General features: G+C 41.5%; 11 protein-coding genes. 7 read left to right on the plus strand and 4 right to left on the minus strand.

The features are described 5' to 3' along the window. The first annotated feature begins 3 nt into the window (after nucleotides 1-3). The 5 genes from N5O98_RS21960 to N5O98_RS21980 all read left to right on the plus strand — a co-directional run bounded on the left by N5O98_RS21960 (nucleotide 4) and on the right by N5O98_RS21980 (nucleotide 6,633). The gene (locus N5O98_RS21960) at nucleotides 4-1,479 is read left to right on the plus strand and encodes an Ig-like domain-containing protein (protein WP_004308591.1); all 1,476 of its coding nucleotides are present in this window, start codon (nucleotides 4-6) and stop codon (nucleotides 1,477-1,479) included. A 9-nt stretch (nucleotides 1,480-1,488) separates the two neighbouring features. Continuing rightward, nucleotides 1,489-2,865 carry an alginate lyase family protein gene (locus N5O98_RS21965; RefSeq protein ID WP_004308593.1) on the plus strand — a complete coding sequence of 459 codons (1,377 nt, stop codon included), beginning with the start codon at nucleotides 1,489-1,491 and terminating at the stop codon, nucleotides 2,863-2,865. 207 nt (nucleotides 2,866-3,072) lie between these two features. Beyond that, a complete protein-coding gene (locus tag N5O98_RS21970) occupies nucleotides 3,073-4,722 on the plus strand; it encodes a glycoside hydrolase family 43 protein (protein ID WP_004308595.1) in 1,650 nt (549 codons plus the stop codon). A gap of 68 nt (nucleotides 4,723-4,790) precedes the next feature. Continuing rightward, nucleotides 4,791-6,011 (plus strand): glycoside hydrolase family 88 protein, encoded by a 1,221-nt coding sequence (locus N5O98_RS21975; RefSeq protein WP_004305903.1) that lies wholly within the window; start codon nucleotides 4,791-4,793, stop codon nucleotides 6,009-6,011. Between the two features lie 64 nt (nucleotides 6,012-6,075). Then, nucleotides 6,076-6,633 carry a TlpA family protein disulfide reductase gene (locus tag N5O98_RS21980; RefSeq protein WP_004296965.1) on the plus strand — a complete coding sequence of 186 codons (558 nt, stop codon included), beginning with the start codon at nucleotides 6,076-6,078 and terminating at the stop codon, nucleotides 6,631-6,633. A gap of 88 nt (nucleotides 6,634-6,721) precedes the next feature. Here N5O98_RS21980 and N5O98_RS21985 read toward each other — a convergent pair whose 3' ends face one another. The 4 genes from N5O98_RS21985 to N5O98_RS22000 all read right to left on the minus strand — a co-directional run bounded on the left by N5O98_RS21985 (nucleotide 6,722) and on the right by N5O98_RS22000 (nucleotide 11,929). Next, nucleotides 6,722-7,198, minus strand: a complete 477-nt coding sequence (locus tag N5O98_RS21985) for a copper resistance protein NlpE N-terminal domain-containing protein (RefSeq protein WP_004296964.1) — start codon at nucleotides 7,196-7,198, stop codon at nucleotides 6,722-6,724. A 57-nt stretch (nucleotides 7,199-7,255) separates the two neighbouring features. Next, a complete protein-coding gene (locus N5O98_RS21990) occupies nucleotides 7,256-8,548 on the minus strand; it encodes a hemolysin family protein (RefSeq protein WP_004305907.1) in 1,293 nt (430 codons plus the stop codon). A gap of 187 nt (nucleotides 8,549-8,735) precedes the next feature. Continuing rightward, nucleotides 8,736-9,518 carry a M48 family metallopeptidase gene (locus N5O98_RS21995; RefSeq protein ID WP_008774941.1) on the minus strand — a complete coding sequence of 261 codons (783 nt, stop codon included), beginning with the start codon at nucleotides 9,516-9,518 and terminating at the stop codon, nucleotides 8,736-8,738. 32 nt (nucleotides 9,519-9,550) lie between these two features. Then, the gene (locus tag N5O98_RS22000) at nucleotides 9,551-11,929 is read right to left on the minus strand and encodes a TonB-dependent receptor (protein WP_022199388.1); all 2,379 of its coding nucleotides are present in this window, start codon (nucleotides 11,927-11,929) and stop codon (nucleotides 9,551-9,553) included. A gap of 181 nt (nucleotides 11,930-12,110) precedes the next feature. Here N5O98_RS22000 and N5O98_RS22005 point away from each other — a divergent pair, with 181 nt between their 5' ends. Both N5O98_RS22005 and N5O98_RS22010 read left to right on the plus strand, forming a co-directional pair. After that, nucleotides 12,111-12,545 (plus strand): putative signal transducing protein, encoded by a 435-nt coding sequence (locus tag N5O98_RS22005; RefSeq protein WP_004296960.1) that lies wholly within the window; start codon nucleotides 12,111-12,113, stop codon nucleotides 12,543-12,545. 25 nt (nucleotides 12,546-12,570) lie between these two features. Then, on the plus strand, nucleotides 12,571-13,389 hold the full coding sequence (locus N5O98_RS22010; RefSeq protein ID WP_004308602.1) for an alpha/beta hydrolase: 819 nt from the start codon (nucleotides 12,571-12,573) through the stop codon (nucleotides 13,387-13,389). Nucleotides 13,390-13,633 lie beyond the last annotated feature (244 nt).

Consider the following 13,633-nt stretch of genomic DNA (forward strand, 5'->3'; position numbering starts at 1 on the left):
AATATGAAATATATAACTTTTTTATCAGCGAAATGTGTATCGGTGAGCCTTGCTATATTAGGCTTGCTATTGTCGGCAATTGCATGTGACGATAAAGAATATGGTGATGCGATGAGTGAAGGGCAATTGATGAATGATATTGAGATGAATATAGAATCATCCATAGCGTTAGCTGTAGGAATGGATATACAGGTTATTTGCAAATCTGTTCCGGAGAATGTTACTTATCCGGAGTTGTCTTGGAAATCATCAGATGAGAATATAGTATCTGTGTCACAAGAAGGTAAAATTACTGCAAAAGCAGTAGGAAAGGCAAAAGTGAATATATCCCAGAAAGCGGCCTTTGAAACACTTAAAACGATAGATGTGGAAGTAAAACCGGTAGCTACTGCGATTGAGATGGATGACTTTGAACTGTTTGAAGGCACGACTAAAAAAGCCTCTGTAAAAATTACACCTTCTAACGGATATAATGTCTTTCATTGGAAAAGTAGCAATGAGGAAATAGTAAAGGTGGATGCAGATGGTACTGTGACTGGAATTATCCCGGGAGAAGCTGTTGTTACAGCTATTGCCACTGATGGAACTTCTTTGACAGTTTCTGCTAAAGTGACTGTTCGGAAGGTAATCCCGGTAGAATCAATACAATTAGATCCGGTTGATGACATAATGATTGGACAGACTGTTGTTATTGGCTGTCATTTAGTTCCTGAAGAGGCCACTTCCGGTTTGTTAAGTTGGGTAAGTAGTGATGAAAAAGTGGCTGTTGTGGATGCCGATGGTGCTGTAACGGGAGTGGGTTATGGAACTGTGACGATTACCGCAACCGATCCTATGTCAAATATTTCGGCTACCACTAGTGTTACTGTAGGAGCCTTATTGGATTATCAGTTCCAATCTACTTTGAAACCATGTGATTTAAAACCTAATCAAGGTGGTACGGTTACATTTGATAATGGATATGCTCATATCATAATGAAAGGTCCTGACGGTAATGGAAATTGGCGCCAAGATATTAATATAGTTAATGATGCATATCAAAAGAAACTGGAGTATGCTCCTCAAACTTATAAATATTTAGCTATTAAATTAAGGAGACCGCAACAAAGTGCAACTGCGAATGCAGGTGTGTTGAAGTTTGATATAGGAGATGGAGTGACTGCAGGTAATTATTGCAATTCAGCAGATTACTATGTGTTTGATAAAGAAACTCTCACCATCGTAAAAAAAGGTACAGGAGTAGAAAAATATGGTGAGCCTAATATCTATGTATATGATATGTCTGTAGATAATGCTATAAAAGGAAGTAGCCCAATATTAACCAATGAGGCCGGTGTTGCTACTATGACATTGTTATCTTTGTGGATTGCTGATGTTAAAGAAGCCGCAATCGATAAAACGTATGATATGTATTGGATAAAAACCTTCAAAACATTAGAAGATTTGAAAGCTTACATAGAAAAAGAAAATAACAAATAAATCTGAAGTATGAAAACGAAATATATAAATGTGTTATTTAGTTTTGTTATAGCATCTTTTATGATGTCATGCAGTAGTGAAATTCCTACTGGGGACGCAAATAAGTTTAGTGATATGAAAAGTCCGGAGGAGGATATGGTAAAGAGAGATTATTTGCCATTGAACCATCCTTGTATGCTCCATACGCAGGCTGATATTAATAGGGTAAAGAGCAATTTGAACCGATCCCCTTGGGCGGAAGCTTATGCCCAATTGGAAGCAAGCCAATATGCGCAAAGTTCTTATACTGAAAACACAAGAGCTTTGCTTGACGGATATTTGAAAAGAATGGATAAGAATAATTGGTCAGGTAAATATTCGGATTATTCAAATTACACAGCATGTATGTATGATGCTGCGGCTGCTTATCAATTGGCACTTCGTTATCAGTTATCGGGAAATACATCATTTGCGGATGCTGCTGTGAAACTTTTCAATGCATGGGCTACTAATTGTAAGGGGATATTAAGAATGGAAGGTTATACCAATAATATTCCAGATCCTAATCTATATCTAATTCCTATTCAGGCACATCAGTGGGCAAATGCAGCAGAATTACTTAGAGACTATAATGGCTGGGATAGGGATGATTTTGAAAAGTTTAAAACTTGGATGAAAGATACATTTTATAGTGTTTCCGATATGTTTCTTAAAAATCATAATGGTGGACAAGGTAATATGCACTATTGGTTAAATTGGGATTTGGCACAGATGACATCTATTCTTTCAATTGGTATTTTATGTGATGATAACGTGATGATTAATCAGGCTATTGTATATTTCAAGAATGAAGAAGGAAGATATAAAGAGGCGGGAAATATAAAGAATGCAGTTCCTTATTTGCATCAAGACCCGGATTCGGATGAAATACTTGGGCAATGTGAGGAGTCCGGACGTGACCAGGGGCATGCTACTTTATGTGTTTCTTTGATGGGGACATTCTGCCAAATGGCCTATAACATTGGTGAGGATTTGTTTGCTTATGATAATTATAGGGCAGTAGCTATGGCAGAATATGTAGGAAAGTATAATCTTATCAAGGATGAGTCTTTTAACAAAGGAACATTGGTAGGGGATGATTTCATCTATGATTCTAATTCTTTCCCTTATACTTCTTATTCTAATCCCTCGTATACAAACGCAACCATATCTACAGAGCAACGTGGCACTAAACGGCCTTCATGGGAATTGTTTTATGGATATTGTAAGGAGAAAGGAATTTCTTCTCTCTATAGCGAAAAATGGGCTGACCAGATGCGTCCTGACGGAGGAGGTGGAAACTACGGACCGAACAGTGGAGGATTTGACCAGTTAGGTTTTGGTACGTTGATGCATTATAGAGAATGATAATATTCATTTTTGAATATTTTTTGTAAGGGGATTAGGTATTTACCTAATCCCCTTCGTATATATAAGCAAATAGGTTAAGAAATAGATTGTTTGAAATCAGAGATTGGATTCAGTTTTTGAAGTGATTAGTTTTTGTGAAGGTAGAAAGAACCTGTTTTTAGGAATAACGAATCTTATTTTGAATGAAATTGATTATTAAGGTATATGCGTAAAAAGATTCTGTTTTTAGCAGGAATGATGGCTTGCTGTTCATTGGCAGGTGCACAAGAAATCTCTAAGACCTGGGTGGCTGATAAGGGGAATGGAACTTATCAGAACCCGGTTCTTCATGCAGACTATTCGGATCCGGATGTATGTGCAGCCGGAGATGATTTCTATATGACAGCGTCCAGTTTTAATTGTATTCCCGGAATTCCTATTCTTCATTCTAATGATTTGGTGAATTGGTCGTTAGTAAACTATGCTTTACCGATTCAGGAGCCGGAAGAATTCTTCGATAAGGCACAGCATGGTAAAGGCGTATGGGCACCGGCTATTCGTTTTCATAACGGAGAGTTCTACATTTACTGGGGTGATCCGGATTATGGAATCTATATGATTAAAGCCAAAGACCCGAAAGGAAGATGGAGCAAGCCTGTATTGGTGAAAGCCGGGAAAGGAATGATTGACCCGACACCACTTTGGGATGAAGATGGAAAAGTTTATCTTGTACATGCATATGCTGGTAGTCGTAGCGGAGTGAATAGCATCGTAGTTATTTGCGAACTGAATGCTGAGGGAACAGAAGTAATTTCCGATCCGGTGATGGTATTTGATGGAAATGATGGAAAGAACCATACGGTAGAAGGACCGAAGCTCTACAAACGCAACGGATACTACTATATTTTTGCTCCGGCAGGTGGAGTAGCAACCGGTTGGCAATTAGTACTTCGCTCGAAGAACATTTACGGCCCTTACGAATCGAAGATCGTAATGGCACAAGGAAAGACAAATATCAACGGGCCTCATCAAGGTGGCTGGGTAGATACCAACACAGGAGAATCCTGGTTCGTTCATTTTCAAGATAAAGGAGCTTACGGACGCGTGATTCATCTGAATCCGATGACTTGGGTAAATGATTGGCCTGTAATCGGAGTAGATAAGGATGAAGATGGTTGCGGTGAACCGGTAACGACCTATAAGAAACCGAATGTAGGAAAGACATATCCGATAGCCACTCCGCCGGAGAGTGATGAATTCAATACCCGTCATTTAGGGTTACAATGGCAATGGCATGCCAATAAAAAAGACACTTACGGGTTCACGACCGACTTGGGGTATATTCGTCTTTATGCAGGCAGTCTCTCAAAAGAATTTGTGAACTTCTGGGAAGTTCCTAACTTGTTGATGCAAAAGTTTCCGGCTGAAGAGTTTACGGCTACAACCAAATTGACATTTACTGCCAAGCAGGATGGGGAACAAACCGGAATCATTGTAATGGGATGGGATTATAGCTATCTCTCCATTCGTAAGGAGGGAGATCAGTTTATTCTGCAACAAGCAGTCTGCAAGGATGCGGAACAGCAAAATCCCGAACAGATAAAAGAATTGGCAAACATTCCGGTGGAACATCTGAAGATGCCGGGAGTAGCAGATAATGAGTGGCAAACAGTTTATTTGCAAGTAAAGGTTCGTAAAGGAGCCGTTTGTACATTCGCTTATAGTCTGGACGGAAAGCAATACATGACAGTGGGAGAGCCTTTCACAGCCCGACAAGGCAAATGGATTGGAGCCAAAGTTGGAGTATTTTGCGTAACTCCGAATGAGGGCAATCGTGGATGGGCAGATGTAGACTGGTTTCGGATGACTAAGTAACTGACCGATCAAGTAACTGACAAAGAGAAATAAAGATTAAGAATTAACGCGAATATATTTGAACTAAGATGAAAAAGATTGTAGTAGGTCTGGCTGTGATGTTAGGTTTTTGTATGTGCACTCACAAGCCTTCCGGTACATTGGATGTGAATAGGGCATTAGACTACTGTGCAGAGCAGACACAACGTACGCTTACGGAACTGAAAACAGATTCCGGCATTGACTATACGATGATGCCACGTAACATTATGGCTGACGAACACCACTGGAACTGTCGTAAGGCAACGAAAGAAGAATGGTGTGCCGGTTTCTGGCCGGGTGTGCTCTGGTATGATTACGAATATACACAGGATAAGCATATTCTGGAAGAAGCGAAGAAGTTTACGAACTCATTGGAATTCCTTTCTCGAATACCAGCTTATGACCATGATTTGGGATTTCTCGTATTCTGCAGTTATGGAAATGGCTATCGCTTGACGAAAGATCCTGCTTATAAGAAAGTGATTCTGGATACGGCCGATTCGCTGGCTACTTTATTCAATCCGGTTGTAGGAACAATGCTTTCGTGGCCTCGTGAAGTGGAACCACGCAACTGGCCTCACAACACAATCATGGATAACATGATTAATCTCGAAATGCTTTTCTGGGCAGCAAAGAATGGTGGAAATCCTTATTTGTATGATGTTGCCGTTTCTCATGCTGATAAAACAATGAAATGTCAGTTCCGTCCCGATTATACATCCTACCATGTAGCAGTCTATGATACCATCACTGGTAATCTGATAAAAGGAGTAACCCATCAGGGCTATGCAGACAGTACCATGTGGGCGCGTGGTCAAGCATGGGCAATCTACGGATATACTGTAGTCTATCGGGAGACGAAAGATCCTAAATATCTTGATTTCGCACAGAAAGTGACAGATGTTTATCTCGAACGTCTGCCGGAAGATAAGGTTCCTTATTGGGATTTCAGTGCCCCGGGAATACCGGATGCTCCGCGTGACGCTTCGGCTGCGGCAGTAGTGGCCTCTGCTTTGCTTGAACTATCTACTTACCTCCCGAATGGAACCGGAAAACGTTATAAAGATGCAGCTATTGAAATGCTGGCAAGCCTGAACTCTGACAGTTATCAGAGTGGCAAGAGCAAACCGTCCTTCCTGCTTCATAGTGTAGGACATTGGCCGGCTCATTCAGAGATAGATGCCTCTATTATTTATGCAGATTATTACTACATTGAAGCATTGCTTCGGTTGAAACGTCTGCAAGAAGGAAAGAATGTAATTAAATAAAGAAGATTTATATAGAATAAAACACTATCTTTATCACAGTTATTTAACAATAAATCTATGTTGTATGAAACAGTGCATTAAAACAAATGGAGTTTTATTCTTTTTTTGTTTGATATCATTAATCATTACTGCACAGGAGCAATCAGTGCAGTCTAATATCAAATGCTTGAATTATCCTAGTTCGTTTGAGTTATTGCTTCGGCATTTTAAAGGAAAAATTGTATATATTGATGTAATGGCATCTTGGTGTAAACCCTGTCTGGCAGAACTCAAAGAATATGAAAAAACAGATGATTTTTTCAAAAAGAATGATATTGTAAGACTTTTTATTTCAATAGATGAACCCAAGGATTGGAATGCCTGTTTGAAAAGATTGGATGAAAGATTATTAAATGGGTATTTTGTCACCTATCATCGACCAGAGAATAGTGTTGAGAATAATAAATTTTCTGTTGAAGTGGAGAAGTTGTTTGTCACTTATGATGAGAAAGGTAATTTCGCCGGGCTTTCAGTTCCTCAGTTTATTATTGTTAATAGGGAGGGAACTATTGTAGAATATAAGGCACAAAGACCAAGCAATCCGGAGGAATTGAAGAATCAGTTGAAACAATACTTGGAATAATATGAGGAAAGACTCCCAAAAACGAAAAGCTCTGCAAGAACGAAGGTTCCGTGCAGAGCTTTTTTTACTGGTTAGGGTTAGGTTTATTTTATTGTTTTACCTTGATGATGTCATAATTCAGATCGCTGACAGCTTCTTGCAAGCTATCGTTCACCAGACGAAGAGTGGTGTCATTTACAATCACGAAATACATCGGAGCTTCACCATCCTTCGGAGTTAACTTAACAGCAGTAACAGGTTTTTTGTTCACAACCTTGTGTACTGTTTGTTGTTTTCCTTTTGAAGTGAAAGTCTTGTTTTGTCCTTGACCTTCAGCATCGAGGTAAGTCATATCCAGTGTATACGCAGTATCTACACCGTCAGTTGCAGCGTTCAAGGTTAGTACATAGTCAATACCCGGACCGTCGGCAGCAGGAAGAGTACCTTCATAAACTTCAGTCAATTCGGTAATCGGAGTCATAGCAAGAGCTAGACTGTCTGCTTGAGCCTCTGCGGCTTTGTTTGCTTTTGATTGGCATGATGCCAAAGCAGCTACGACTGCTGCTAACATAATTACTTTTTTCATCGTTAAGTGCTTTAAGTTAATATAAATATAGTGAGCTATTGCTCGTTTTTTGCTATCCTATTCCTGCTCTTCGTCCCGTTTGATGACAAGCAGTTTGTCTACTCGTCCGCGGTCCATGTCCACCACTTCGAATTGCAGATTCTTGTAGGTGAAGATGTCTCCCGCTTTCGGGATACGGCCAATCAGGAACATGGCTAATCCCCCCAGAGTGGTGAAGTCTTCCGATTCCAGATCTTCATAGGATAAAATCCCCATTTCCTCCATGAAGTCGTCGATGTTCATTGAAGCTTCCACCAGCATCGAACCATCCTGCCTTGTGACGATTTCTTCTTCTTCCGTTTCATCCTCTTCAAGGATGTCTCCGAAGATACTTTCGGTCAGGTCGTGCAGTGTGATAATGCCTTCTGTGCTGCCATACTCGTTAACAACAACTCCGAACTTGTTTTTGTTCTTCTTAAATAGCTCTAAAACTTTATTTGCATATAAACTTTCCGGAATAAAGAGGGGAGGACGGGCTATTTCGCGTAAGTTAAACAGCTTTTTACTGCCTATCATCAGGATAATATCCTTTACGGAAACTACACCGATAATCTCATCTTTCCGTTCGTCCACCAACAGATATTTGCTATAATGTTCTTCTTCGATTGTCTTCATCACCTTTTCCTGCGTATCATCAGGGTGAAGGATAATGAGATCTCTGCGATGCGTCATCAGTTCGTTAGCCCGTTTGTCGGAGAAGCGGAACACATCGCGTATCATTTCCGTTTCCTCTTTGTCAATCACACCCTGTTCCGAACTTTGATGGAGAATCATTTTGATTTCCTCCTGCGTCATGGGGCGTTCTTCGCTTTTCAAACCGATGAGTTTATTCAGTAGCCGGGTAGAGACACTCAGCAACCATACAAAAGGATAAGAAACCTTTGTCAGGAGAATCATGACCGGGCTGAACAAAGTGGCGTATCGCTCCGGATTACTAAGAGCGATAGATTTGGGTACTAGCTCTCCGATAATCAGAGAAAGATAGGTAATGATTGCTACGGTAGTAATCATTGCCAGGTTGCGTGCATAAGCTTCTGCGCCCGGAATGAGGGAAAAGAAAGGAACGAGGTCGTCGGCAATAGCCACACCACCATACGCACCGGATACGATACCGATCAGCGTAATACCGATCTGAATGGTAGATAAGAACTTTTCCGGTTCTTCCAATTGTTTTAAAACTCCACGGGCTGATTTGTTACCTTTTGCGACAAGTGTTTCAAGACGTGCTTTGCTGGATGATACCAGCGCAATTTCATACATGGCAAAAATGCCATTCAGTACAAGTAAGAGAAGTATGATAAGAAATTCCATAAATGGATTAAAATGGTTATAGGGTCGAAATTACAAGAAATCAGGGCACTATGCAAATCTATGTTATAGATTAATGATTTTTTAATAATAGTGTGTCCTTTTTTATCAAAAACAGAGGAGGAGATACTGCGGTTGACAAACCGCAGTATCTCCTCCTCTGTTTTTGATTTAGGAACGATGTCCGTTATTATTTAGCGTAGGTTGCTGCTTTTGCTTTTGCACGTTCGATACGTTTCATGGTATCCGGGTGTGACGAGAACATCTTTTGCAGGTAAGAAGCTTGTGGAGCATCTTTCGACAGTTCGGACAACTTAGTCAGTGAGTTAGCCATTGCATACGGGTCGATACCGTTCTTTACACAGAACTCTACTCCGTAATCATCCGCTTCGCTTTCCTGCTTCTGTGAATATTGTGCGCCTGCCAGAGCTTCAGCCATAGCTCCCAGCTCGGAGTCGGTCAGTTTGGCTACTTTATCGCTGCTGGCACCTGCTGCATTCTTCACGGCTGAACGGAGATAAGCATTCTTCATGGCATCTTTAGAATCTGTGTGAACTACGTGGCCAATCTCATGTCCTACCACTGCCATCACTTCTTCATCCGTCATCACATCCATCAGACCGGCGCAAATACGTACACTACCGTCGCCACAAGCGAAAGCATTTACGTCTACCACTTCATATACACCAAAGTTAAGTTTCAGTCCATCCACTTCTTTGATATGTCCCGTCAATTTCTCCAGACGTTTGCCATATTCAGTATCAGGTTTGGTCAATGGATTATGAGCATCCATCCATACCATATACTCCTTACTCATGTTGGCGATGTCCGCATCAGATAAAGTAACGGCTGATACTACGTCTTTACCGGCTTGTAACGCTTTTCCCAAATTAATCTTCTTGCCGAATTGTGCAGAAGCTGTCATACCCATGCCTAACAATACGAAGGCAATCATAGCGATTTCTCTTTTCATACTCTTTTCTAGTTTACAGTTTTATGCATAAATTAATACTCAAATGTTATTCCTAATGTGGGGAGCAATGTCCCGCTCGATTGTTTGAGGCGTTTCATTTTATAGTGTTGACTGTCGGCAGGGGCTTCCGGATTTTCGATGATACCGGTGCTCATCAGTACATCTTGCTGTTTCAGTTTGCTTACCGTGATATTTTGCAAATCAAGATAGAATCCCAGCATACAATGTTTCAGATAAAATGTCTTGTCGATACGGAGGTCTACCTGTGCAAAAGCCGGAAGACGTTCTTTATTATATTTAGAATAGTCGTAATATGCTTTACCTTGTGCATCCCAGGCAGATACCAGAGATGACTTTTCTTCATCATAAGGCGTATAAGGAGCACCGCCGATGCAACTGACTTTCATCCCGACACTCCATTGGCGCGGCAGATTGTAGGTTCCCCGTAAGTTGAAGATATACCGGTTGTCCCATGCGGATGCAATGTATTCACTCTCTTTGTCGTTGCGGTATTCGCTTTTAAATAAGGTAAAGGAAGAAGCCAGATTCAGTTTCTTGGCGATCAGCCATTTCACCAAAATCTCCGCACCATACGAACGTCCCTGGGCGGTGGAGGTCAGCAATTCGTTGCCAATCACCCCGTAGTCATTTCCTTTGCAGGTAAGAGGAATGCCATCCACAACGGAGAGCGGAATTTTATCATAATCTTTGTAGAATCCTTCCACGGAAACTTCGAAAGTATCTCCTTTGCGCCAACTGATACCCAGACTTTCCTGGCTGACTTTCATATAGCGGAGATTGTATTTGTTTACATACGTTCCGTTATTATCCTTAAAACCGAGAGCCGTGTAAGGAGGCAACTGGTAATAAAGTCCTGCATTTCCGCTTATGAACCAGTGTTCGGCAAGTTGATAGGAAAGCGATATGCGCGGTGAAAGCTGGTCGGAGAGTGATTTCATCGCTGATGAATAATTGTTGGCATCCGCTCTCAATCCTAGAGAAGCTGTGAAGCGTTCGTCCATCGAAGAGTAGCTGATAGTGCCGAAAAGTCCCCAACGCATCATCCCCAAATAGGTATGGTAATCAAACGTTTGTGCCTGATTGGTATACGCCTTTTGAAAGGTGGTATTGGTATATTGACTATAATCAAGGTTCACTCCGAGATTGATTTTCCAGTTGCGGAAAGAAGAATTGTTTTCGAAACGGAACTTTGTCTCTTGTTCGGTAGAACGGAGGCGGAGCATCAGATTCTCCGGAATGCTTTCATCATTCTGCCGGTATTTGGTATTGCGGTTGTTCAGATAACTGTGGCTGACTACCACCGATTGCACATGCGGACCTGCATAATGACGATATACAGCACCTAGGGTAAACGTTTCCTGCTTGATTTTCGGCAGGTAACTAAGGATATATTCATTGTCCTCGCTATCTGCTTTCGTATTCAGTCGCATATTATCGATCCCTCCAAGTCCCAATACCGTCAGCTCGTTCTGTTCGTTAAACCGGGTTTTCAATTTGAACTGCGCATCGGTGAAAGTCGGCAGGAAAGGGAGGTCGAGCATATCAAACAGGAATTGCAGATAAGATTGACGTACAGATACCAGATAAGAGGTCTTTTTCCCGATATGCCCGTTGGAGGCGAGCGACACTTCGGATGCTCCGAGGGTAGCCTTTACAGAGTTATGCTCCATATTTCCGTCGCGCAACTTGAAATCAAGAACGGAACTAAGTGCGTTTCCTCTATCAGTGGGGAAAGCACCAGTGTAGAAATTGACTTCACGTATCAGGTCGGCATTAAGGATTCCCACCGGACCGCCGGATGCTCCTTGCGTACTGAAGTGATTGATATTGGGTATTTCCACTCCGTCCAGATAAAAACGGTTTTCAGAAGGAGAACCACCGCGCACAATCAAGTCGTTGCGGTAGCCGATAGGCGAGAAGGCAACTCCCGGATAAGACTGAACAATACGTGAAATGTCCCGATTAGCTCCCGGACTTTTTTCTATTTCCTGCAATCCGATGATGCGCAGGCTGACTGGACTTTCCAGATCGCGCCGGAAAGGAGAAGCGGTGACGGTTACTCCTGCGAGTTCGGTCAGGTTCTCTTCCATTTCTATCGAAATGTTCAGATCTTTGGTAGATAAGATATATTCGGGGGTGGTGACACTTTTGTAGCCGATGGCAGTTGCTTGCAGGCGGTAGATGCCGGGAGGCACTTGTTCGATGGTGAAATGGCCTTCCGCATTGGTGACGCCACCTTTGTTCAGCCCGAGAACCATTACGTTAATGAACTCTAATGGCTGACGGCTGTTTTTCTCAATAACCGTTCCCCTGATTTGATGTACAGGTTGTGCCTGTAGCAGGGAAAGCAGAAGGTTTGAAAATAGTAGCAGTGTCAACAGTCTTTTCATGTGATTGCGAATTATTGCTGCGAAAGTACGAAAAAAGTATTAAAGAATGATACCTTCCGTAAATAAAAACAGAATCACTTCCTGTTTGGTTCGTTTTACCTACTGATAAAGTTAGCCGGATTTTGTTTCACATTTCATTTTTATATCTTATTTTTGTGGGACATATTAAAACAGATTCCTTATGAAGACTGTAAAATTGATAACTTGTAATGATGCGATGAAGGCACATATCCTTCAGGGAGCGTTGGAGAATGAAGGCATTGAGTCTATTCTGCACAATGAGAATTTCTCTACTTTGTATAAGAGTTGTGTGAGCAATATAGCAGGAGTGGATATATTGGTGGCGGATGAGGACTATGAAAATGCTGTCCAAGTGTTGAGGGATAACGATAGTTGGCCGGAAGAGTTGACGCTTTGTCCGTATTGCGGTTCATCGGACATTCAGTTGGTTCTAAGAAAAGGAAAGCGGTGGCGCGCTTTGGGTGCCGCTATCATTTCTGCATTGATGGTCACTCCTCCGGGAGATAACCACTGGAACTATACCTGTAAACAGTGTCATAAAACCTTTGAAATGCCGGTTTCTAAATTTAATCCTTCTGCAGAGACAGAGGAATAATTATATCTAACTATTATAACACACAATGAAAAAGAAAAAACTCTTATTAATTGCTCTTCTTTTAGTATGGGTGGCTCCGTCTTTTGCTGCCAAAGTAGATACCTTATTAATTAAAAGTCCTTCCATGAATAAGGATGTGCAAGTGGTGGTGGTAACGCCGGATGCTGCGTTGGGAAAGAAAGCTGTTGCTTGTCCCACCATTTATTTATTGCACGGTTACGGTGGAAATGCTAAAACATGGATTGACATAAAACCGAATCTTCCTCAAATTGCAGACGAGAAAGGAATCATATTCGTTTGTCCGGACGGAAAGAATAGTTGGTATTGGGATAGCCCAATCAATCCGTCTTTCCGCTATGAGACCTTTATTTCATCGGAATTGGTGAAATATATCGACGAACATTACAAGACGATTGCCGACCGCAAGGGACGTGCCATCACCGGATTGAGTATGGGTGGACACGGAGCAATGTGGAATGCGATCCGTCATAAAGATACGTTTGGTGCCGGTGGAAGTACGAGTGGAGGAATGGATATTCGCCCGTTCCCGAAGAACTGGGATATGTCCAAGCAGTTGGGAGAATATGAATCAAATAAAGAGGTATGGGATAATCACACCGTTATCAATCAGATTGATAAGATAGAGAATGGTGATTTGGCTATCATTGTCGATTGTGGAGAAGGAGATTTCTTCCTGAATGTGAACAAGGATTTGCATAACCGTCTACTGGAAAGAAAGATCGATCATGATTTTATTACTCGTCCGGGAGCACATAATGGACAGTATTGGAATAACTCCATTGATTATCAGATTCTGTTCTTTGATAAGTTTTTCAAGAAATAAATCCGGAAATACTTGACTTTGGCTTTTCAATGTCGTATCTTTGGATACAGAATCATAAAATAGATTGAGGTTAAACTGCGATAGAAGGAGGAGGCGAAAGCTTTCTCCTTTTTTGTTATATGCTGCGGTGACGGAGAATCTCACCCCGGCTTGTAGCGGTTGTAAGCCCGGGTGTAAAGACACTTTAGCTGCCGGGGGATGGGAAATCAGGTGTTTTATCTGAGTAAATCATACGCTTGGTTAA

This window comes from Bacteroides sp. LFL-34 (genome assembly GCF_027257075.1).
GTDB lineage: Bacteria > Bacteroidota > Bacteroidia > Bacteroidales > Bacteroidaceae > Bacteroides > Bacteroides ovatus.